The sequence below is a fragment of the Neobacillus sp. D3-1R genome, assembly GCF_052180215.1.
Taxonomy (GTDB): Bacteria; Bacillota; Bacilli; order Bacillales; family Cytobacillaceae; genus Pseudoneobacillus.
In genome coordinates this window covers 3,163,425-3,184,770 of the sequence record NZ_CP197471.1, presented here as the reverse complement: position 1 = coordinate 3,184,770, position 21,346 = coordinate 3,163,425, and the positions used below count along the sequence as shown (strand labels likewise).

The following is a 21,346-nucleotide window of genomic DNA, read 5'->3' as shown; positions in this document are numbered from 1 at the left end:
CGAGCTTTCTTGAAAAGCGGAATCAAAAATGGTAAAATACAGTTAAGTGATAAAGAGTCCTGAAGTGTACGTTGTGATACCTATTGTTTTGACCAACATTTTTCCTACGGGAGTTTGGAGTTTTCTAGCGGCGTAAATGCCCCTGATCTTACTGGGGACTTACAAAGCGGAAACAGAACACCCACCTGCTGTGTGCGGGTTCAAAACGAAGGAAATTAACCCGACGGCACAGTCGGGACTCTTTTCTATATGAGAACTCCAACCTATGTACTTACATAGGTTTTTTTATTGGAATAAATTAATATATGATTAAACCTATCGAGATACTTGTTTTTAAGGAATAGTATGGTATATTCATTACGGGTAAAGATAAATAGACCGATTAGATATTTTATGGAGTTGAGAATATGTTACATCAATTTTCTAGAAATGAACTTGCTATTGGTAAAGAGGGATTAACTACTCTAAAAAATAGTACAGTAGCTGTATTAGGGATCGGAGGAGTAGGATCCTTTGCAGCAGAAGCGCTAGCTCGTTCTGGTGTTGGGCGATTAGTTCTTGTTGATAAAGATGATGTCGATATTACCAATGTAAATAGACAAATTATTGCCCTGCTTTCAACGGTCGGTAAACCAAAAGTAGAGTTAATGAGAGATCGTATTATGGATATCAATCCGGATTGCGAAGTCATTGCGCTAAAAATGTTTTATACCGAAGAAACGTATGAGCAATTTTTTGATTATGGATTGGATTTTGTAGTAGATGCATCTGATACCATTATGTATAAAATTCATCTAATGAAAGAATGTTTACAACGGAAAATACCGATGATTTCAAGTATGGGTGCTGCCAATAAAATGGACCCAACTAGATTTCAAATTGCAGATATTTCAAAAACACATACGGATCCATTGGCTAAAGTGATTCGTACAAAATTACGAAAAGAGGGAATCCGTAAAGGAATCCCAGTTGTTTTCTCTGACGAGAGCCCAATCGTTATTCGTGAGGAAGTTCGAAAAGAAGTGGGAAATGACGAAGCTAAAATTCGAAAAGCCCAAATGCCACCATCCTCCAATGCTTTTGTTCCATCTGTGGCAGGATTAATTATGGCTAGTTATGTGGTTAGCGAAATATTAAAAGATGTAAAAATTCAGCGAGTTAAAGATGAATAACAAAAAAGAAGGGGCTGCACTATAGCTCCTTCTTTTTATTTAACTCTTTTCTAAAAGGATTGGGTTTTGAAATCGCTTTTCAAACAAATAGTTGACTGGAGCGGAAGGTGCGAGACTCCTGCGGGATTAGCGGGACAGGTGAGACCCCATAGGAGCATATGCGACGAGGAGGCTCACCGCCCGCCCCGCGGAAAGCGAGCATCCTGGAGTGGAAGTCAACGGACTTCTCTAATAGCAACATTTTTACGTAAACATCTTTTTATGTTAATCACGAAGTTTTAAAAGTTTTTCATACACAGTCCCAAGTGCTTGCTCAAATTTGCCTGTTTTTTTAGGATTATAATAGGTTTTATTTTTTATTGGAGAAGGGAGATATTGTTGTTTTACCCATGCATTTTCATAATCATGCGGGAATAAGTAGTCTACTCCTCTACCTAATTTTTGTGCGCCTTGGTAATGGGCGTCACGAAGATGATCAGGTACCTCTCCAGATATCCCTTTCCGTACATCAGAAAGAGCTGCATCAATGGCCGAGATAGCAGAATTGGATTTAGGTGATAAACATAATTCAATCACTGCATTCGCAATGGGGATCCGAGCCTCTGGAAAACCAATTCGCTCAGCCGTTTCAATCGCTGCAAGAGTACGAGCACCAGCTTGAGGATTGGCTAACCCAACATCCTCATACGCAATCACTAAAAGTCTGCGGCTAATACTTACCAAGTCTCCTGCTTCAATTAACCGGGCTAAATAATGAAGGGCAGCATTTACATCTGAACCTCTAATGGACTTTTGGAAGGCTGATAAAACATCGTAATGTCCATCTCCATCTTTATCAAAATGAAAGCTTTTTTTCTGAAGACATTCTTCTGCGTCTTCAAGGGAAATGTTAATTTGCCCATCCTCTGACTTCTTTGCAGATAAAACAGCTAATTCTAATGCATTTAACGAGCTGCGAACATCCCCACCCGATGCACTTGAAAAATGGTTTAAGGCATCGTCTGAAATGGAAATGTCCATATTCCCAAACCCTCGTTCTGAATCATGTAAGGCTGCTACAAGAGCTTTTTTAATTTCTTCAGGTACAAGAGGCCTTAATTCGAATATTTGACAGCGGCTTCGAATAGCTGGATTTATTGCATGATAGGGATTACTTGTTGTTGCTCCAATTAGTACGATTAACCCATTCTCTAAAAAAGGTAATAAATAATCTTGTTTTCCTTTATCTAAACGGTGAACTTCATCTAATAGAAGAACAACTTTACCTGACATTTTTGCTTCCGCAACAACGATTTCCATATCTTTTTTATTATTCGAAACAGCATTAAGGGTACGAAAGGCATATTTGGTACTGCCAGCAATCGCACTCGCAATAGAAGTTTTTCCAATGCCAGGAGGACCGTATAAAATCATTGATGTAAGCTGTTTGGCCTCGACCATCCGATGAATAATTTTTCCTTCACCAACCAAATGCTGCTGCCCAATGACTTCTTCTATTTTTCTTGGTCTCATTCGAAAGGCAAGAGGTTTTTGCATGGTAATCACCTTAAATTTGACTTTTCTTATAACATAACACTTCTAAACTCGAAATGCATATTTTAAGGTTGTTTTGTGCTATAATGGCTAAAGCCAACCTTTTTACTATGGATTTTGATTAACAATAATACAATTGTTAAAAATGGGGGATTATGTACATGCAAAAGATAAAAGAGCATCAAATTGTTCCCAGATTTCTTATATTTTTCGTGGGGTTATTAATCTTATCTTTAGGAATTGTGCTCATACTTAAAGCAAATTTAGGTGCAACCCCATGGGATGTTTTGCATGTAGGTTTGTATTATCAATTTGGATTAACCATTGGAAGTTGGTCAATCATTGTTGGATTTGTTATTTTAGGAATAGCAGCTTTACTTACAAAAAAACTCCCACAACTTGGAGCTTTTTTAAACATGATATTAGTTGGGCTTTTTATAGATATGTTCCTCCTACTTCCGATTATTCAAACACCGAATCACTTTGTTGGAAGAGGTATTATGTTTTTTTGTGGATTAATTATTATGTGTTATGGAATGGGCTTTTACATATCTGCTAATCTAGGTGCTGGTCCGAGAGATAGCCTTATGCTGGCTTTAACAAATCGGACGGGATGGAAAGTTCGAAATATTAGAGGTGTAATGGAAATTATCGTCTTGGTCATTGGATGGCTGTTAGGGGGGCCTGTTTCGGTTGGTACCTTTTTACTAAGCCTGCTAATTGGTCCTGTATTTGGTTATGCTATGCCTCAATGTTCCACTGTATCTAACTATCTTTTACAAAAATTAAAACCATCGACTTCTATCAATTTATTAGAAATGGAAAAAAATAAGATTAAACGAGGTGTCAGTTCGTGAAAATTTCAACTAAAGGTCGTTATGGATTAACCATTATGATCGAATTAGCCAAAAAATTTGGAGATGGTCCCATATCGTTAAAAACCATTGCCCAAGCAAATGATTTATCAGAACATTATCTAGAACAATTAATCGCACCGCTCCGTAATGCCGGATTAGTTAAAAGCATTCGAGGTGCTTATGGTGGGTATGTTTTAGGTGATGAGCCTACTAAAATTACGGCAGGGGACATCATTCGGGTATTAGAGGGGCCGATTAGTCCAGTGGAAGGTATAGAGGATGAAGAACCAGCCAAAAGAGAGCTTTGGATCCGAATTCGTGATGCAGTAAAAGATGTTTTAGATAATACGACACTCGAGGATATGGCAAGCCATTCGGACGATGGCGAAGCGGATGCTTATATGTTTTATATATAAAATCCTTTCAATGTGCATTCTAATTTTAAAGGAAGGGATATCAAATGGAACGAATCTATGTAGACCATGCAGCGACTTCTCCTGTGAATCCGAAGGTTGCTGAAAAAATGTTAGAGGTGATGACGAACACTTTCGGAAATCCTTCTAGCATCCATTCTTTTGGACGAGAAGCGCGACGCATTATGGATGAATCAAGAGAAGTTTTAGCCAAAAGTATTGGGGCAAAACCAAATGAAATTATTATCACAAGTGGCGGAACAGAAGCTGACAATTATGCAATCGTGGGAATTGCTGAAGCCTATCAACATAAAGGAAAGCATATCATCACCACCCAAATTGAACATCACGCTGTTCTTCATACATGCCAACAGTTAGAAAAGCGTGGATTTGAAGTGACCTATTTACCTGTTGATTCCACAGGAATCATATCATTAGCAGACCTAAAGAAAGCATTAAGAGATGATACCATTTTAGTTTCTATTATGTTTGGAAATAATGAGGTTGGAACGATACAGCCTATTGCTGAAATTAGTGACATCATGAAGAATTCTTCTGCCTTTTTCCATACAGATGCCGTACAAGCCTTTGGAATCTATTCCATAAATGTAAATGAGCTAGGAATAGATATGATGTCTGTTTCTGCTCATAAACTAAATGGACCAAAGGGTATTGGCTTTTTGTATGTTAGAGAAGGCATCTCTCCGACTCCAAGATTATTTGGAGGTGAACAGGAGAGAAAGAGACGAGCAGGTACAGAAAATGTTGCGGGTATAGCAGGTTTTAAAGAGGCAGTATTAATAGCGCAAAAAGATATGGAAGACAAACAGAAACAATATAAGTTGTTTAAAAGTATGCTATTAAATAGGCTTACTGAATTAGAAGTTTCATACGAACTAAACGGATCTCTTGAAATTTCTTTACCGCATGTATTAAACTTAAGTTTTCCTGGGACAGACGTAGAAGCGATGTTAGTTAATTTGGACTTAGCCGGTGTGGCCGCTTCAAGTGGTTCAGCATGTACGGCAGGTTCTATAGATCCTTCACATGTCCTTGTAGCCATGTTTGGTAAAGAATCAGAACGTATTCGCAATTCCATTAGGTTCAGTTTTGGACTTTACAATACAGAGGAACAAATTAGCCGGGTAGCCAATGAAACAGCTAAAATTGTTAAACGGTTAACAAGGAATTAAAAACAGATTTTTGGAGGTGAGAGGATGAATAAGGATCCAAAGGATATAAGGGTAGTCGTTGGAATGTCTGGTGGGGTAGATTCCTCAGTAGCAGCTTTACTTCTAAAACAACAAGGTTACGATGTGATTGGAATTTTTATGAAAAATTGGGATGACACCGATGAAAATGGTGTTTGTACTGCAACGGAGGATTATGAAGATGTTATTCGTGTATGTAATCAAATCGGGATTCCCTATTATGCTGTAAACTTTGAAAAACAATACTGGGATAAAGTATTTACTTACTTTTTGGATGAATACCGAGCAGGTAGAACACCAAACCCAGATGTGATGTGTAACAAGGAAATTAAGTTTAAAGCTTTCTTGGAGCATGCGATGAATCTAGGAGCAGATTATTTAGCTACTGGCCATTACGCTCAAGTGGAGTTTCGTGATGGTGAATATAAAATGCTTCGAGGACATGATGAAAATAAAGACCAAACGTATTTCCTAAATCAATTAACTCAAGAACAACTAGAAAAGGTTATGTTTCCAATTGGAAATATAGAGAAATCAAAGGTTCGAGAAATTGCCAAAGAAGCAAATCTCGCTACAGCCACTAAAAAAGATAGTACAGGTATTTGCTTTATTGGTGAGCGTAACTTTAAGGAATTCCTTGGGCAATACCTTCCTGCACAACCAGGCAATATGGAGACGATGGAAGGGGAAGTAAAAGGGAAACATGATGGATTAATGTACTACACGATAGGGCAACGCCATGGCTTAGGTATTGGCGGTTCAGGAGAGCCTTGGTTCTCAATTGGGAAAGACCTGAAGCGCAATGTTCTATATGTAGGACAAGGTTTTCATAATGAAAAATTGTACTCAGATTCCATTATTGCAACAAATGTTAGCTGGGTATCCAACCTACCAAAAGTAAAACAATTCGAATGTACAGCGAAGTTCCGCTATCGTCAAGAAGACAATAAGGTCACTGTTCATCTTTTAGAAGGAAATGAAGTGAAGGTTGTCTTTCATGAACCGATTCGCGCTGTCACTCCTGGACAAGCCGCTGTATTCTATCTAGGAGATGAATGCTTGGGTGGAGGAACAATCGATAAAGTCTTTAAGAATAATGCAATGTTAACCTATGTAGGTTAAAACCAAACCTCGATGATGAAATCGAGGTTTTTATTTGCCTGATTATGCTATACTTTTTAATGTAGAATGGAGTGACAAAAATGGATAAAAATCAAGTAGGAATTCAATATATGCAAGAAGGAAAATGGGAAGAGGCTGCGAAAGTTTTTAATGAAGCCATAGAAGAAAATCCTAATAATCCTATTGCCTACATTAACTTTGGAAATTTATTGTCTGTATTAAATGAAACTGAAAAGGCTCATAGTTTTTACCAAAGAGCTATAGAATTAGATGAAAGTGCCGCCGCCGCTTATTATAGTGCAGGGAATTTATATTTTAATGATGAAAATTTCATTAAAGCGAAGGATATGTTTGAAACGGCTCTTAAGAAAGGTCTCCACAATTCGGATAATTACTTTATGTTAGGGCTAACATTAATAAATTTAGAACAGCCTCGATTAGCCCTTCCTTATTTACAAAGAAGTGTTGAGCTAAATTCAGAAGATGCAGAGGCAAGATTCCAATACGGTTTATGTTTAGCTCAAGAGGGTTTTATCAATGAGTCTATTGAGCAGTTGGAACAGTGTATAGCCTTAGATTCCACGCATGCTGACGCTTTGTATAATTTAGGTGTAGCTTATGGATTTAAAGAGGATGGAGACAAAGCTCTAGAATTTTTTAATCGAGCACTAGAAGTTCAGCCTGATCATATTTTAGCTGGTTATGGGAAAAAGTTAATCGAAAAAAATTAATTCATGTAGCATTTATGTTAGAGAGGAGGGAAAGAGTTGGGACAGCAGGAGTCCTTAGATTTATTTTCATCACAAGAGAAGTTTATGAAAGGAAGGCATTTAGTAACCATCTTTCATAATGAACAAAATCTTTATACTGTTTTACGCATCAGACTCGAGGAAACAAATGAAGAATATGATGATAAAGAAGCTGTGATAACAGGTTACTTTCCTAAAATGCATGAACAAGACACGTATATTTTTTACGGAGAATTAAAGGATCATCCAAAGTTTGGACTCCAATTTCACGCTAAACATTTTCGCCGTGATATTCCACAAACTAAACAAGGTGTGGTTAATTATCTCTCCAGTGAATTGTTTAAGGGAATAGGAAAGAAAACGGCAGAAAGTATTGTTGAAACTCTTGGTGAAAAGGCCATCTCAAAAATTCTAAATACCCCCTCTTTGTTAGATAGTGTTCCAAAGCTCCCAGCAGAAAAAGCCAAGCTTTTATACGACACATTAATGGAGCATCAAGGTTTAGAGCAAGTCATGATTGGTCTTAACCAATATGGATTTGGACCGCAGCTCTCTATGAAAATTTACCAAATGTATAAAGAAGAAACGATGCAAATCATTCAAAGTAATCCATACAAGTTAGTCGAGGATATCGAAGGAATTGGTTTTGGGCGAGCCGATGAACTCGGATTTCAGCTTGGGATATCAGGAAATCATCCTGATCGTATAAAAGCGGCCATTCTATATATTTTAGAGCTGGAATCTATGCAAATGGGACATGTTTATGTAGAAGCGGAAAGCTTATTAGTAAAGGTGAAATCTCTTTTAGAAGAAAATAAACGTGACCAAATTGACTTTGTAGCTATCTCAACTGAATTAATCAAGTTAACGGAAGAAGGAAAAGTGATTGGTGAAGAACAAAAAGTCTATCTGCCATCGCTTTATTTTTCAGAAAGAGGTCTAGTTCGGAATATAAAACGGATTTTAGATCAAACCGAATATAAAGATCAATTTCCTGAATCTGAGTTTTTATTAGCATTAGGAAAGCTAGAAGAAAGACTAGGTGTTGAATATGCAGGTAGCCAAAGGGATGCGATTCAGACAGCCCTAATGTCACCAATGCTTATTTTAACCGGTGGTCCTGGAACAGGTAAAACGACAGTTATTAAGGGGATTGTTGAACTGTATGGAGAACTGCATGGTTGTTCGTTAAATCCGAAAGATTATAAAAAAGAGGAGCCATTTCCCTTTGTATTAACAGCACCAACCGGAAGAGCGGCCAAAAGAATGACAGAATCTACCGGGTTGCCTGCGGTTACCATACATCGCTTACTTGGATGGAATGGCAGTGGTGGTTTTGATAAAAATGAGGATAACCCATTAGAAGGGAAAATTCTCATTGTGGATGAATCTTCAATGGTTGATATATGGTTAGCCCATCAGCTTTTTAAAGCCTTACCGGATCATATTCAGGTGATTATTGTTGGAGATGAAGACCAACTTCCGTCAGTAGGCCCCGGTCAAGTCTTAAAGGATCTGCTTCAATCCGAAAGTATTCCAACAGTAAGGTTAACAGATATCTATCGTCAAGCGGAAGGCTCTTCAATCATTGAATTGGCGCATGAAATTAAAAAAGGAAAATTGCCAAGTAATATCCTTCAGCCACAAGCAGACCGTTCCTTTATTCAATGTAATATGAGTCAAATAGCAGAAGTGGTAGAAAAGGTTGTTCAGAATGCTAAGAAAAAAGGGTATTCATCAAAGGATGTTCAAGTTCTCGCTCCTATGTATAAAGGGCCTGCTGGGATTGATCGCTTGAATGAACTACTACAGGAAATACTAAATCCAAATGTAGGAAATACAAGAAAAGAACTTCTATTTGGAGATGTTAAATTTCGTATCGGAGATAAGGTTCTTCAGCTCGTTAACCAACCTGAAAGTAATGTTTTTAATGGTGATATAGGTGAAGTTATTTCCATTTTTTATGCGAAGGAAAATACAGAAAAACAAGACATGTTGCTTGTTTCATTTGAAGGAAACGAAGTAACCTATATGAGGCAAGATTTAAACCAAATTACTCATGCCTTTTGCTGTTCGGTACATAAGTCTCAAGGTAGTGAATATCCCATTGTTATTATGCCAATAACGAGAGGATATTATCGGATGCTGCGCCGTAATTTAATTTATACAGCCATCACTCGCAGCAAGCGTTCCCTTATCCTTTGTGGGGAAGTAGATGCCTTAAGAATAGGTATTGAACGAACAGATGAACAAAACAGAAATACCACTTTATGCGAAAAATTAAAGGAACAAATTAATCCTGGAGATATCAATCAAACCAATGAAATATTACCTGATATTCCACTTCTTGAACAACAGCTTTGGGATGTAGACCCAATGATTGGGATGGAAAACGTTACCCCTTATGATTTTCTGGAGGTTGACTCAAACTAAAAGTGTTCAGCAAAGGTGGGATTTTATTTGCGGACATTTTCTTTACTAAAAGGGCTTCCAGTTTATGAATTGAAAAAAGGTAAAAAAATTGGTGAAGTGTGTGATTTAAGCATTTCAGGTAGTGGTATGGTAAAAGGCTTGCTAATTAAAAAGGGTGGTCTCTTTAAAAAAAGCCTTTTAATTGATATTCAAGATGTGACTTCCTTTGGTTGGGATGGAGTCATGATTGAGGACGAAGATAAACTTGAAACTTTGCCAAATACACCAGAATTTACTCTTGATCACCAGCACAGTCTGCAAGGAAAAATTGTGATGACCTCAGAAGGACAAAAACTGGGGATACTGGAGGATGTTTATTTTCTGGAAGAATTGGGCACCATTGTAGGGTATGAGATATCGGATGGCTTCTTTTCGGATATAACCGAAGGTAAGCAAGTCGTAAAAACCTCTGATTCGCCTGCAATCGGAAAAGATGCCATCATCGTGAAGGTTAAATAACGTGAGGTGTCTATTTCATGAAGTGTCCAAATTGTCAAAGCAAGGATATCGGAAAAATCGGAATCAATCAATTTTATTGCTGGAGTTGCTTTATAGAGCTATCCATCGCTAAGGGAATGATTCATACCCACCAAGTGGAAGAAGACGGTAGTTTAAGCTCATTAGATGATCTTTTTGAAGAAGAGGATCGTCGATATAGTGTTTAACAACTAAAGAAGAGGTGAAACGTGATGAATAAAATGTTGACCTCTGCCATTGCTTTTGGTGCGGGTATGGTTGCCTATAACTATGCACAAAAAAATAATCTAATGTCTAACCGTCAAATGCGCAAAATGACGAAGAGAATTACTAAAATGTTTTAATGGAAAAGCTGACTAAAAGGGGGAAGTCCTTTTAGTTAGCTTTTTTTTGTTAAATGTAAAAAGTTGTGATGAATTGGAAGGAAACTTTTATAAAAATAGGCCATTTTATTTGAATTTCATCATAAAACTAAGGATTTAAATCAAATATTGATGAATTTATAAGACTTTTTGAGACTATTTTTCAGTTTAGGATAAAAGTTTTTGCATATATGCTCGACTTTCAAAGGGAAATGCTCGAGTTAAAAAATATATGCTCGACTTTCGGGGAGAAATGCTCGAGTTTAAAAAAATATGCTCGACTTTCAGGGAGAAATGCTCGAGTTAAAAAATATATGCTCGACCTTCGGGGAGAAATGCTCGAGTTTAAAAATATATGCTCGACTTTCAGGGAGAAATGCTCGAGTTAAAAAATTTATGCTCGACCTTCAGGGATATATGCTCGAGTTAAAAAATCCCGCTTAATGTTTCTAAAAGCTCCCTGCAAGTTTACTTCCGAACTTAATGAATATTTCCACCCTCCTGATTCAAACTATGGAAAAGGAGGGAGACGAATTGAATATTCAGATGAAATGGTATTACAGATTAGGTTTTCTCCTTTTACTTTTTGTGGTTTTATATGTTTTTTTAAAGATTGAAATGGTATGGCTACCGATTGTGGAACTCATTTTTACCGTACTTTTTCCCTTTATCATTGCCGCTCTTATCACGTATTTATTACATCCACTTGTTGAAAGAATCCATGAGATGGGTCTTCACCGCGGTTTAGCCGTTATTATCATATATAGCCTTTTTTTTGGTGGGGTGGGGTATGCCCTATATTTAGGGGTTCCTGCTTTTATTACTCAGCTAAGAGACTTATCTGAGAGCGCTCCCAAATTTGCGAATCAATACCGAAGCTGGAATAATGTAATCGAAAAACAGACTGCTCATTGGCCACTAGGAATCCATGAAAGAATTGAAACTGGTATTATCGCGCTTGAAAAGCGAGTAGAAGGTATTTTAAGTCTCGTTTTAAGTGGTATGGTGAATGTATTTAATTCGATTTTTGTACTTGCCATCATCCCGTTTATTGCCTTTTATATGTTAAAGGATATTAATACGTTGAAAAAAGCTGCGTGGTATATAACACCTCGAAAATGGCGAAAACAAGGTGTGCTTTTTTTAAGAGATGTAAATGAATCGTTAGGAAGTTATATACGAGGACAACTTCTAGTTTGTATCGTAATTGGTGTGGTTTCTGCTATTTTGTTTTGGTTTGTAAAAATGAAATACCCATTATTATTAGGGTTTATTATTGGGGTAACCAATGTTATTCCGTATTTCGGGCCTGTCATTGGTGCGATTCCTGCCGTGATTATAGCCGCAACCATCTCCGTAAAAATGATTATTTTTGTGCTAATTATTATTCTAGTTCTGCAATTTTTAGAGGGAAATATACTTTCACCATTAATTGTAGGGAAGAGTTTACATATGCATCCACTAATGATCATGCTAGCATTGCTGGCAGGTGGCGAGGTTGGCGGAGTGGTTGGCCTTATTTTAGCTGTTCCAATATTAGCCGTGTTAAAAGTGGCCATTTTACATGCTAGGAATCATTTTATCAAAAAGAATGATGCGATTGATAACTCGTGACATTGACAAAGCTTTTTTCAGTAGATATAATTCGGCTATAAAGAAGAATTATAGGAAAAAATGTAGAAGGATCAAGTATGTTATAGTCCATTTAAAAGAGAGGAACTTCCCAGGCTGAAAGAAGTTCTAAATGAAGGATGACAGAAAGCTAGTCCGGAATGCAGCTAATCCCTGCCGTTTTCCGCGTTAAGGAGCTGAGAGATGAATGAAGGATTCTTCATTCATAATCAGGGTGGTACCGCGAGGCATGCTCTCGTCCCTGTTTTGGGGATGAGGGCTTTTTTGTATTCTCAAAAAAATATTAGGAGGAAATTAGGATGAAAAATTTAACTGGATCGCAAATCCGTAGTTTATTTTTAGAGTTTTTTAAAGAAAAAGGACATTCTGTTGAACCAAGTGCACCATTAGTACCTCATGATGACCCGTCGTTGCTTTGGATTAATAGTGGAGTAGCAACGTTGAAAAAATACTTTGATGGCCGTGTTATTCCGGATAACCCTAGAATTACAAATGCACAGAAATCCATTCGTACCAATGATATTGAAAATGTAGGAAAAACAGCTCGTCATCATACTTTCTTTGAAATGTTAGGGAATTTCTCTATCGGTGATTACTTTAAAGAAGAGGCAATTGATTTTGCTTGGGAGTTCTTGACAAGTGAAAAGTGGATTGGTTTTGAAAAAGAAAAGTTATCCGTTACGATCCATCCCGAGGATGAAGAAGCATTTGAGCTTTGGAAAAATAAAATTGGGGTGCCAGAAGAAAGAATTATTCGTCTCGAAGGAAACTTCTGGGATATCGGTGAAGGCCCGAGTGGTCCAAATACAGAAATTTTCTATGACCGTGGGGAAGAATACGGTAATGATTTAAGTGATTTAGAATTATATCCAGGCGGAGAAAATGAACGTTATTTAGAGGTTTGGAACCTAGTTTTCTCAGAATTTAACCATAATCCAGACGGAACGTATACTCCACTTCCTAAGAAAAATATTGATACTGGTATGGGCCTTGAGCGTATGGCTTCCGTTGTTCAAAATGTGCCAACAAACTTTGACACTGACCTGTTTATGCCAATCATCAATGCTACAGAAGAAATCTCAGGTGTAAAATATCGTACAGATAAAGAGAAGGACGTTGCCTTTAAAGTAATTGCCGACCATATTCGTACGGTTGCATTTGCTGTTGGTGACGGTGCTCTTCCTTCAAACGAAGGTCGTGGATATGTTTTACGTCGGTTACTGCGCCGTGCTGTTCGTTACGCTAAACAAATTAATATTAACCGTCCTTTTATGTATGAACTTGTTCCTGTTGTTGGTGAAATCATGCAGGATTTTTATCCTCAAGTGAAAGAGAAAGAAGAGTTTATTCAAAAAGTAATGAAAAACGAAGAAGAGCGTTTCCATGAAACTCTTCATGATGGTCTAGCTATTTTATCTAGTGTGATCAAAAAGGAAAAAGCAAAAGGCAGTAACTTCATTTCAGGTGAAGACGTTTTCCGTTTATACGATACGTATGGATTCCCTGTGGAATTAACAGAAGAGTACGCAGAAGAAGAAGGAATGAAAGTTGATCACGAAGGCTTTGAGAAGGAAATGGAGCTTCAGCGTGAACGTGCGCGTGCTGCTCGTCAAGATGTTGATTCCATGCAGGTTCAAGGCGGAGTGTTAGGGGAAATTACGACTGCAAGTAAGTTTGTTGGTTACGATCAATTACAAACTAGTACTGTTGTGACTGTTTTATTAAAAGATGGTCAACCAATTGAACAAGCTCAACAAGGGGAAGAAGTTCAATTAATGCTGGATGTAACTCCATTTTATGCTGAAAGTGGTGGACAAATTGCAGATAAAGGAACTCTTGAAGCAGCTGGGTTAAAGGTCTCCATTAAAGATGTTCAAAAAGCTCCTAATGGTCAAAACCTACATTCTGCCATCGTTGAACAAGGTACGTTAAAAGTAAATCAACAAGTGGAAGCAAAAGTGAATGAAGAAAATCGCGGAAAGATTATTAAAAACCACACGGCAACTCATTTATTACACAGAGCATTAAAAGATGTATTAGGAGAGCATGTAAATCAGGCCGGATCCCTTGTTGAACCTGACCGTTTACGCTTTGATTTTTCTCACTTTGGTCAAATTCAACCGCATGAATTAGAGCAAATTGAAAGAATCGTAAATGAACAAATTTGGAAGAGTATCTCGGTCAAAATTGACAATAAGAAAATCAATGAAGCGAAGCAAATGGGAGCTATGGCTTTATTCGGTGAAAAATACGGTGATATCGTTCGTGTGGTTCAAGTTGCTGACTATAGTATTGAGCTTTGCGGAGGATGCCATGTACCAAATACATCAGTGATTGGCTTATTTAAAATTGTTTCTGAAGGCGGAATTGGAGCTGGAACAAGAAGAATTGAAGCTGTTACAGGTGAGGAAGCTTATAAGCTTTTAAATTCTCAAGTAAGTCTTTTAAAAGAAGTAGCTGAAAAATTAAAATCAAATCCTAAAGATGTTTTAACACGTGTAGATACACTTTTAGGAGAAATGAAACAATTACAGCGAGACAATGAATCACTTGCGACCAAATTGGGCAACATTGAAGCTGGGAATCTTGTTTCTAAAGTCAAAGAAATTAATGGTGTGAAAGTTTTAGTTGCTAAAGTTCAGGCTACAGATATGAATAATTTGCGAAATATGGCAGATGATTTAAAACAAAAATTACAATCTGGGGTCATCGTACTTGGAACTGGTACAGAAGGTAAGGTACAATTAATTGCTGCAGTGACAAACGATTTACTTGATAAAGGCTACCACGCAGGAAAAATTGTAAAAGAGGTTGCCTTACGTTGTGACGGTAGTGGTGGTGGCCGTCCAGATATGGCTCAAGCTGGTGGTAAAGATCCTAATAAGTTAGAAAGTGCTTTAAATTATGTTGAAGAAATGCTTCAAACCGTTTAAAGTTTAACATTGGGACAAACTAGTGTAGAATATAGGTAACAATTAACAAATGTATCAACAGTATCGCTGCCATAAAAAAAGCGAGGTGCTAATAATGAGCTCATTTGATAAAACGATGAGATTTAATTTTCAAGAAGAGCCGTATGAACATGATGTAAATGAGGTATTATTGAAAGTGTATGAAGCTCTTCATGAAAAAGGATATAATCCTATTAATCAAATTGTAGGTTATTTATTATCAGGTGACCCTGCCTATATCCCGAGACATCAGGATGCGAGAAATATTATTCGTAAACTGGAAAGAGATGAAATCATCGAGGAACTAGTGAAGTCTTATTTAAAGAAACATCGTGAGGGATAAACATGCGTGTAATGGGTCTCGATGTCGGCTCTAAAACAGTCGGCATTGCAATAAGTGATGAATTAGGATGGACTGCTCAAGGATTGGAAACATTGAAAATCAACGAAGAGGCAAACTCTTTCGGCTTTGAGCAGATCGGAAAATTGATCAAAGAGTATCAAATTGAAAAAGTAGTGGTTGGATTTCCAAAGAATATGAATGGTACAATCGGACCACGAGGTGAAGCAAGCCAAAGATATGCTAATGAGCTTGAATCTAGATTCGGGATTACGGCTATTCTTTGGGATGAACGCTTAACGACTATGGCTGCAGAAAGAGTCTTATTAGAAGCGGATGTTAGTCGAAAAAAACGTAAAAAGGTCATTGATAAAATGGCGGCTGTCATGATCCTGCAAGGATATCTTGACAGTAAAAATTAATGAGGTGAGAGAATGAACCACGGAGAAAACAATATTACAGTTGTAGATGAACAAGGTAACGAAATTTTGTGTGAAGTATTATTTACCTTCGATTCTGATGAGTTTGGTAAATCGTATGTTTTATATTATCCAATTGGCGATGAAAATGATGAAGAAGATATCGAAATTCATGCTTCAGCTTTTATTCCTAGTGAAGATAATCAAGATGGCGAGTTAATGCCAATTGAAACAGACGAGGAATGGGATTTAATCGAAGAAATGTTAAATACATTCTTAGAAGAGCAAGAAGACTAAAAAAAAGAGTTGACCAGAAATGGTCAACTCTTTTTTCTTTATACTTGCTTTTTTCCTAAGAAAAAACGACAATTACTGTTAAGAATCTTAATATTTCTGCAAAATGAACATGAAAATATAGTATAATATGGATTCATGATACACAGAGGGAAGAAAGAAGGAATCCCTGTATATTTAGGGGGAAGAAGTATGGACGAAAAAAAAACCAAAAAAGATATCATTCGTGAAAAATTAATCGAACAACAAAAAGAAGCAAAAATTGCAAGAAGAATTGTATTAGTTATTACCATTGTTCTTTTATTAGTAGTAGGTGGTATTACTGGAGGTGGGTACCTATACGTTAAATCAGCCCTGCAGCCAGTCAATGCAGAAAGTAAAGAAGAAAAAAAGGTTGTCATCCCGATAGGTTCATCTGTAACGGGTATCTCTCAAATCTTACAAGAAAATGGGATTATTAAAAATGCAAAAGTGTTTAAATACTATGTAAAGTTTAAAAATGAATCTGGTTTTATGGCGGGGGAATATTTATTAAGCCCTTCGATGACCTTCCCTACAATTATCGATAACTTAAAGACGGGGAAGGTTACGAAAGAAGTAGTCTTAAAAATTACACTGCCGGAAGGAATACAATTAGAACAAATTGCCGAAATCATCGCTAATAAAACAAAACAAAAGCCGGCTGATGTTTTTAAAACATTCAATGATCCGAAATTCATTAAACATTTGATGGAAAAATACCCTGATTTATTAACGGATGAGATATTAGAAAAAGAAATTAAGTATCCATTAGAAGGCTACCTGTTCCCTGCGACCTATTCTTTTTATGAAACAAACCCTTCCATAGAAGAAATTGTTTCAACAATGCTAGATAAAACAACAGAAATTGTTGGGCAGTATTCTGATGTTATGAAAGAAAAAAATTATACGGTACACCAGATGCTTACAATGGCGTCTTTAATTGAAGAAGAAGCAACAGAAAAAGTAGACCGTCATACGATTGCTAGTGTTTTTTATAATCGCATTGATGAAGGAATGCCATTACAAACAGATCCAACCGTCCTTTATGCCCAAGGTAAGCATAAGACTAGAGTTTACTATAAAGATTTGGAAGTGGACTCTCCCTATAATACCTACAAAGTATTAGGGTTACCACCTAGTCCTATTGCAAATCCAGGAGCAGAGTCAATTGAAGCAGCACTTTTCCCAGAGGAAACAGATTTCTTATATTTCCTAGCAACTGCCGAAGGAGAAGTACTATTTTCTAAGTCATTGCAAGAACATAATCAAAAAAAGGAAGAACATATTACGAATAACAATTAGTGATCATCTTCTTACTTAATACATTTTTTCAAAAGAACTATTTTTACTTAAACTCATTCTATACGAATACAGCTTTACCAAAAAAAAGGGAATGCAGAAAAATTAGCATTCCCTTCGCTTTTGTGATAAAATATTCAAGTGTTTAAATGTAGTTTGTTTTATATACGAGTAGATAGCGTTATCCACAGTAGTGAAAGGTCAAGCAATCGCTTGAATCGGGAATGATGAATCTTTTTCATCATGATCAGTCATCACCCTGTGAACGCTTTTTTTCATGCCTAAATCATGAACAAGGATAGAGGTGATGCAACTTGATTAATGAAGAGTTGCAATTATATATAGAAAATAAAATACCTAATAGAACCACTCTATTTGCGGAAATGGAAAAATATGCAGAAGAACAGGATGTTCCAATAATGGAGTTAATTGGAATAGAAGCGTTACTTCAAATTTTGCGTATCCATCGTCCGAAAAATATTCTTGAAGTAGGTACAGCTATAGGATATTCAGCACTAAGGATGTCTTTTACTTTGCCAGATACTAAGATTATCACCATTGAACGAGATGAAGAGCGTGCAAGTCGTGCAGAACAGTATATCGAAAGAGCGAGTAAACAAAATCAAATTCATTTGATTAGAGGGGACGCCCTTGAGGTGGAAGACACGATTAAAAATTTCGGGCCATTTGATGCTATTTTTATTGATGCCGCAAAAGGTCAGTATCAAAAGTTTTTTGAAATATACTCTAGGCAATTAAGTGAAAATGGAATTATTCTAACAGATAATATTCTTTTTAAAGGACTTGTATGCCATGAACATATTGAAAATAAGCGAATCCGCAGCTTGGTAAAGAAAATTGATCAGTTTAATGATTGGTTAATGAATCATCCTGACTATGATACAGCCATTTTTCCAGTTGGAGATGGAATTGCTATTAGTAAAAAGAGGTGAAGGGTATGAAGAAAACAGAATTATTAGTAACTCCTACTAAGCTTGAAGATATACTCCCTTTAATGGAAGCTGGAGCTGATGCTTTTGTTATTGGTGAACAACGGTATGGATTAAGACTTGCTGGAGAGTTTAATCGTGAAGAAGTAGAGAAGGCAATTGAAATCGCACATGAAAAAGGAAAAAAAGTATATGTAGCGATGAATGCTATTTTTCATAATGAAAAAATAGACGAGCTTGGTGATTATTTACGCTTTCTAAATGAAGTCGGAGCAGATGCTGTTATTTTTGGCGATCCTGCCGTTTTAATGATGGCTAGAGAAGCGGCTCCAAATATGCCTTTACATTGGAACACTGAAACAACTGCAACTAACTGGTATACCTGCAATTATTGGGGGAAAAGAGGTTCAAAAAGAGCGGTGTTAGCTCGAGAAATAAATATGGATGCTATTCTTGAAATCAAAGAAAATGCTGAGGTTGAAATTGAAGTTCAAGTACATGGCATGACAGCGATGTTCCAATCCAAACGCTCCCTGCTAGGTAATTATTTTGAATATCAAGGAAAAACAATGGATATTGAAAATCAAAAGCAACAAAAAAATATGATTTTGCATGACAAAGAACGCGGAAATAAATATCCTATTTTTGAAGATGAGAATGGGACACATATTATGAGTCCAAATGATATTTGTATCATTGATGAGCTTCAAGACTTTTTAGAAGCTGGTATTGATTCCTTTAAAATAGATGGAATTCTGCATAGTTCAGAATATATTATTTCTGTAACAAAGCTATATCGTGAAGCCATTGATTTATATTTCGAAGATCCAGATCTATATGAGGATAAAAAGGGCGAGCTTCTTGAACAAATGGAAGCCATCCAACCGGAAAATCGTCCACTCGATACTGGATTCTTCTTTAAAGAAACAGTTTATTAAAAATAAAAAATGTACAGGTGTTATTGCCTAAAAGATAGGTCGACAGTAAGACATTAAGGAGGTACTTTATAATGGTCACAACGAAACAACCCATTTCTCAAATCGTTGATGGAAAACGTATCATTGTGAAAAAGCCAGAGTTACTTGCGCCAGCAGGTAATCTTGAAAAATTAAAAATAGCTGTCCAGTACGGCGCAGATGCCGTTTTTATTGGTGGCCAAGAATACGGATTACGTTCAAACGCCGATAACTTTACCTTTGAAGAAATGAAGGAAGGCGTAGAATTCGCTAATAAATATGGGGCAAGAATTTATGTTACAACCAATATCTTTGCTCATAACGAAAACATGGCTGGTCTGGAAGAATATTTAGAAGGACTTCAGGCTGCAGGTGTAGCGGGAATTATCGTGGCGGATCCCTTAATCATCGAAACTTGTAAAAAGGTTGCGCCAAATCTTGAAATTCACTTAAGTACTCAACAATCCCTTTCAAACTGGAAAGCTGTACAGTATTGGAAAGAAGAAGGATTAGAACGTGTAGTTTTGGCACGTGAAACAAGTGCGGAAGAAATTCAGGAAATGAAAGAAAAAGTAGATATTGAGATTGAAACGTTTATCCATGGTGCCATGTGTATAGCCTATTCAGGTAGATGTACATTAAGTAACCATATGACTGCTCGTGATTCAAATCGTGGCGGATGTTGTCAATCATGCCGTTGGGACTATGATTTATACGAACAAACTACAGATGAAGAAAAAGCACTTTTCAAAGATGAAGATGCTCCATTTGCCATGAGTCCAAAGGATTTAAAATTGATTGAATCTATTCCTCGGATGATTGAAATGGGAATTGATAGCTTGAAGATAGAAGGCCGCATGAAATCAATTCACTATATCGCTACCGTTGTAAGTGTCTATCGTAAGGTTATTGACACTTATTGCGCAGATCCAGACAATTTTAAAATTGAAAAAGAATGGCTTGTGGAATTAGATAAATGTGCAAATCGTGACACAGCTTCAGCTTTCTTCGAAAGTGTTCCTGGGTATAAAGAGCAAATGTTTGGAAATCATAGCAAAAAGACCACATTTGACTTTGTTGGCTTAGTGTTAGATTATAATCCAGAAACACAAATCGTTACCTTACAACAACGTAACTTCTTTAAGGCTGGTCAAGAAGTTGAATTCTTTGGTCCTGAAATTGAGAATTTCACACAGGTTATTGAAAAAGTTTGGGACGAACAAGGGAATGAGTTAGATGCAGCTCGCCACCCATTACAAATTGTGAAATTTAAGGTTCAACAGCCAGTTTTCCCTAACAACATGATGCGAAAGGAGATCTAAGGGATGAAGCGCAAACCAGTTGTTATCGGTGTTGCTGGGGGCTCTGGCTCTGGTAAAACAAGTGTAACAAAGTCTATCTACGATTCATTTAAAGGTCATTCTATTTTAATGCTTGAACAGGATTTTTATTATAAAGATCAAAGTCATCTTCCATTTGAAGAACGTCTAAAGACAAACTATGATCATCCACTTGCCTTTGATAATGACTTATTAATTGAGCATATTAACAAATTACTTCAATATGAAGCCATTGAAAAGCCAGTTTATGATTATGCGGTTCATACAAGATCCAATCAAGTCATTCATGTTCAACCTCAGGATGTTATAATTTTAGAAGGAATTTTAGTATTAGAGGATGAACGTCTAAGAAATCTAATGGATATTAAACTCTTTGTCGATACAGATGCTGATCTTCGCATTATCAGACGTCTTTTAAGAGATATTAAGGAAAGAGGGCGGACATTAGATTCTGTTATCGATCAATATGTTGGTGTAGTTCGACCAATGCATAATCAATTTATAGAGCCTACAAAACGATATGCTGATGTCATTATCCCAGAAGGTGGGCATAATCACGTAGCAATTGATTTAATGGTTACTAAAATTCAAACAATTCTTGAACAAAAGTCTTTTTTATGAAACAATAGCATAGATAATCTTTAAACTCTGTTAATTTCTTTATGAAAATCAGTTATAATCAAAAACAATAGGAAGACATGCAAGTATCTTCCTCAGTAACAGAGAATAGATAGCTCAGGCTTGAGCTAAAATACGCGCGCCCGTTACACGGACGC

Annotated in this window: 21 protein-coding genes, 1 other RNA gene and 1 other annotated feature; of the genes, 21 read left to right on the top strand and 1 reads right to left on the bottom strand. The window is 36.7% G+C overall.

Annotation, left to right across the window (positions count from 1 at the left end):
- Nucleotides 1-53 precede the first annotated feature (53 nt).
- Both ssrS and ACSBPO_RS16420 read left to right on the top strand, forming a co-directional pair.
- Nucleotides 54-243, top strand: a non-coding RNA gene (gene ssrS / locus ACSBPO_RS16425) — 6S RNA.
- Nucleotides 244-407: 164 nt separating this feature from the next.
- Nucleotides 408-1,172 (top strand): tRNA threonylcarbamoyladenosine dehydratase, encoded by a 765-nt coding sequence (locus ACSBPO_RS16420; RefSeq protein ID WP_442595153.1) that lies wholly within the window; start codon nucleotides 408-410, stop codon nucleotides 1,170-1,172.
- 264 nt (nucleotides 1,173-1,436) lie between these two features.
- Here ACSBPO_RS16420 and ACSBPO_RS16415 read toward each other — a convergent pair whose 3' ends face one another.
- The gene (locus ACSBPO_RS16415; protein ID WP_442595151.1) at nucleotides 1,437-2,708 is read right to left on the bottom strand and encodes a replication-associated recombination protein A; all 1,272 of its coding nucleotides are present in this window, start codon (nucleotides 2,706-2,708) and stop codon (nucleotides 1,437-1,439) included.
- A gap of 158 nt (nucleotides 2,709-2,866) precedes the next feature.
- Here ACSBPO_RS16415 and ACSBPO_RS16410 point away from each other — a divergent pair, with 158 nt between their 5' ends.
- The 19 genes from ACSBPO_RS16410 to udk all read left to right on the top strand — a co-directional run bounded on the left by ACSBPO_RS16410 (nucleotide 2,867) and on the right by udk (nucleotide 21,191).
- Nucleotides 2,867-3,562 carry a YczE/YyaS/YitT family protein gene (locus tag ACSBPO_RS16410; RefSeq protein ID WP_442595149.1) on the top strand — a complete coding sequence of 232 codons (696 nt, stop codon included), beginning with the start codon at nucleotides 2,867-2,869 and terminating at the stop codon, nucleotides 3,560-3,562.
- A complete protein-coding gene (gene cymR / locus ACSBPO_RS16405) occupies nucleotides 3,559-3,978 on the top strand; it encodes a cysteine metabolism transcriptional regulator CymR (protein ID WP_442595147.1) in 420 nt (139 codons plus the stop codon). Before ACSBPO_RS16410 ends, cymR begins: the two co-directional genes overlap by 4 nt.
- A gap of 44 nt (nucleotides 3,979-4,022) precedes the next feature.
- Nucleotides 4,023-5,168 carry a cysteine desulfurase family protein gene (locus ACSBPO_RS16400; RefSeq protein ID WP_442595145.1) on the top strand — a complete coding sequence of 382 codons (1,146 nt, stop codon included), beginning with the start codon at nucleotides 4,023-4,025 and terminating at the stop codon, nucleotides 5,166-5,168.
- A gap of 24 nt (nucleotides 5,169-5,192) precedes the next feature.
- Nucleotides 5,193-6,308 carry a tRNA 2-thiouridine(34) synthase MnmA gene (mnmA, locus tag ACSBPO_RS16395; RefSeq protein ID WP_442595143.1) on the top strand — a complete coding sequence of 372 codons (1,116 nt, stop codon included), beginning with the start codon at nucleotides 5,193-5,195 and terminating at the stop codon, nucleotides 6,306-6,308.
- A gap of 80 nt (nucleotides 6,309-6,388) precedes the next feature.
- The gene (locus ACSBPO_RS16390; protein WP_442595141.1) at nucleotides 6,389-7,039 is read left to right on the top strand and encodes a tetratricopeptide repeat protein; all 651 of its coding nucleotides are present in this window, start codon (nucleotides 6,389-6,391) and stop codon (nucleotides 7,037-7,039) included.
- Nucleotides 7,040-7,075: 36 nt separating this feature from the next.
- Nucleotides 7,076-9,490, top strand: a complete 2,415-nt coding sequence (gene recD2, locus ACSBPO_RS16385; protein WP_442595139.1) for an SF1B family DNA helicase RecD2 — start codon at nucleotides 7,076-7,078, stop codon at nucleotides 9,488-9,490.
- Nucleotides 9,491-9,517: 27 nt separating this feature from the next.
- The gene (locus ACSBPO_RS16380; RefSeq protein WP_442595137.1) at nucleotides 9,518-9,988 is read left to right on the top strand and encodes a PRC-barrel domain-containing protein; all 471 of its coding nucleotides are present in this window, start codon (nucleotides 9,518-9,520) and stop codon (nucleotides 9,986-9,988) included.
- Nucleotides 9,989-10,005: 17 nt separating this feature from the next.
- On the top strand, nucleotides 10,006-10,194 hold the full coding sequence (locus ACSBPO_RS16375; protein ID WP_442595135.1) for a hypothetical protein: 189 nt from the start codon (nucleotides 10,006-10,008) through the stop codon (nucleotides 10,192-10,194).
- 24 nt (nucleotides 10,195-10,218) lie between these two features.
- On the top strand, nucleotides 10,219-10,350 hold the full coding sequence (locus ACSBPO_RS16370; protein ID WP_442595134.1) for a YrzQ family protein: 132 nt from the start codon (nucleotides 10,219-10,221) through the stop codon (nucleotides 10,348-10,350).
- A gap of 552 nt (nucleotides 10,351-10,902) precedes the next feature.
- Entirely contained in the window at nucleotides 10,903-11,982 is a 1,080-nt protein-coding gene (locus ACSBPO_RS16365) for an AI-2E family transporter (protein ID WP_442595132.1), read from the top strand.
- A 54-nt stretch (nucleotides 11,983-12,036) separates the two neighbouring features.
- Nucleotides 12,037-12,246 (top strand) — a binding site (T-box leader).
- Nucleotides 12,247-12,299: 53 nt separating this feature from the next.
- Nucleotides 12,300-14,933, top strand: a complete 2,634-nt coding sequence (gene alaS, locus ACSBPO_RS16360) for an alanine--tRNA ligase (RefSeq protein ID WP_442595130.1) — start codon at nucleotides 12,300-12,302, stop codon at nucleotides 14,931-14,933.
- Between the two features lie 94 nt (nucleotides 14,934-15,027).
- Entirely contained in the window at nucleotides 15,028-15,294 is a 267-nt protein-coding gene (locus ACSBPO_RS16355; protein ID WP_442595128.1) for an IreB family regulatory phosphoprotein, read from the top strand.
- A 2-nt stretch (nucleotides 15,295-15,296) separates the two neighbouring features.
- Nucleotides 15,297-15,713, top strand: a complete 417-nt coding sequence (ruvX, locus tag ACSBPO_RS16350; protein ID WP_442595126.1) for a Holliday junction resolvase RuvX — start codon at nucleotides 15,297-15,299, stop codon at nucleotides 15,711-15,713.
- 12 nt (nucleotides 15,714-15,725) lie between these two features.
- Nucleotides 15,726-16,007: a DUF1292 domain-containing protein gene (locus ACSBPO_RS16345; protein WP_442595124.1), complete on the top strand. Its 282-nt coding sequence runs from the start codon at nucleotides 15,726-15,728 to the stop codon at nucleotides 16,005-16,007.
- 189 nt (nucleotides 16,008-16,196) lie between these two features.
- Nucleotides 16,197-17,327, top strand: a complete 1,131-nt coding sequence (mltG, locus tag ACSBPO_RS16340) for an endolytic transglycosylase MltG (RefSeq protein ID WP_442595122.1) — start codon at nucleotides 16,197-16,199, stop codon at nucleotides 17,325-17,327.
- A gap of 311 nt (nucleotides 17,328-17,638) precedes the next feature.
- Nucleotides 17,639-18,277 carry an O-methyltransferase gene (locus ACSBPO_RS16335; protein WP_442595120.1) on the top strand — a complete coding sequence of 213 codons (639 nt, stop codon included), beginning with the start codon at nucleotides 17,639-17,641 and terminating at the stop codon, nucleotides 18,275-18,277.
- Between the two features lie 5 nt (nucleotides 18,278-18,282).
- Entirely contained in the window at nucleotides 18,283-19,212 is a 930-nt protein-coding gene (locus tag ACSBPO_RS16330) for a peptidase U32 family protein (protein ID WP_442595119.1), read from the top strand.
- A 71-nt stretch (nucleotides 19,213-19,283) separates the two neighbouring features.
- Complete coding sequence (locus ACSBPO_RS16325) at nucleotides 19,284-20,552, top strand: peptidase U32 family protein (RefSeq protein WP_442595117.1); 1,269 nt, start codon at nucleotides 19,284-19,286, stop codon at nucleotides 20,550-20,552.
- Nucleotides 20,553-20,555: 3 nt separating this feature from the next.
- Entirely contained in the window at nucleotides 20,556-21,191 is a 636-nt protein-coding gene (udk, locus tag ACSBPO_RS16320) for a uridine kinase (protein ID WP_442595115.1), read from the top strand.
- Nucleotides 21,192-21,346: the final 155 nt, after the last annotated feature.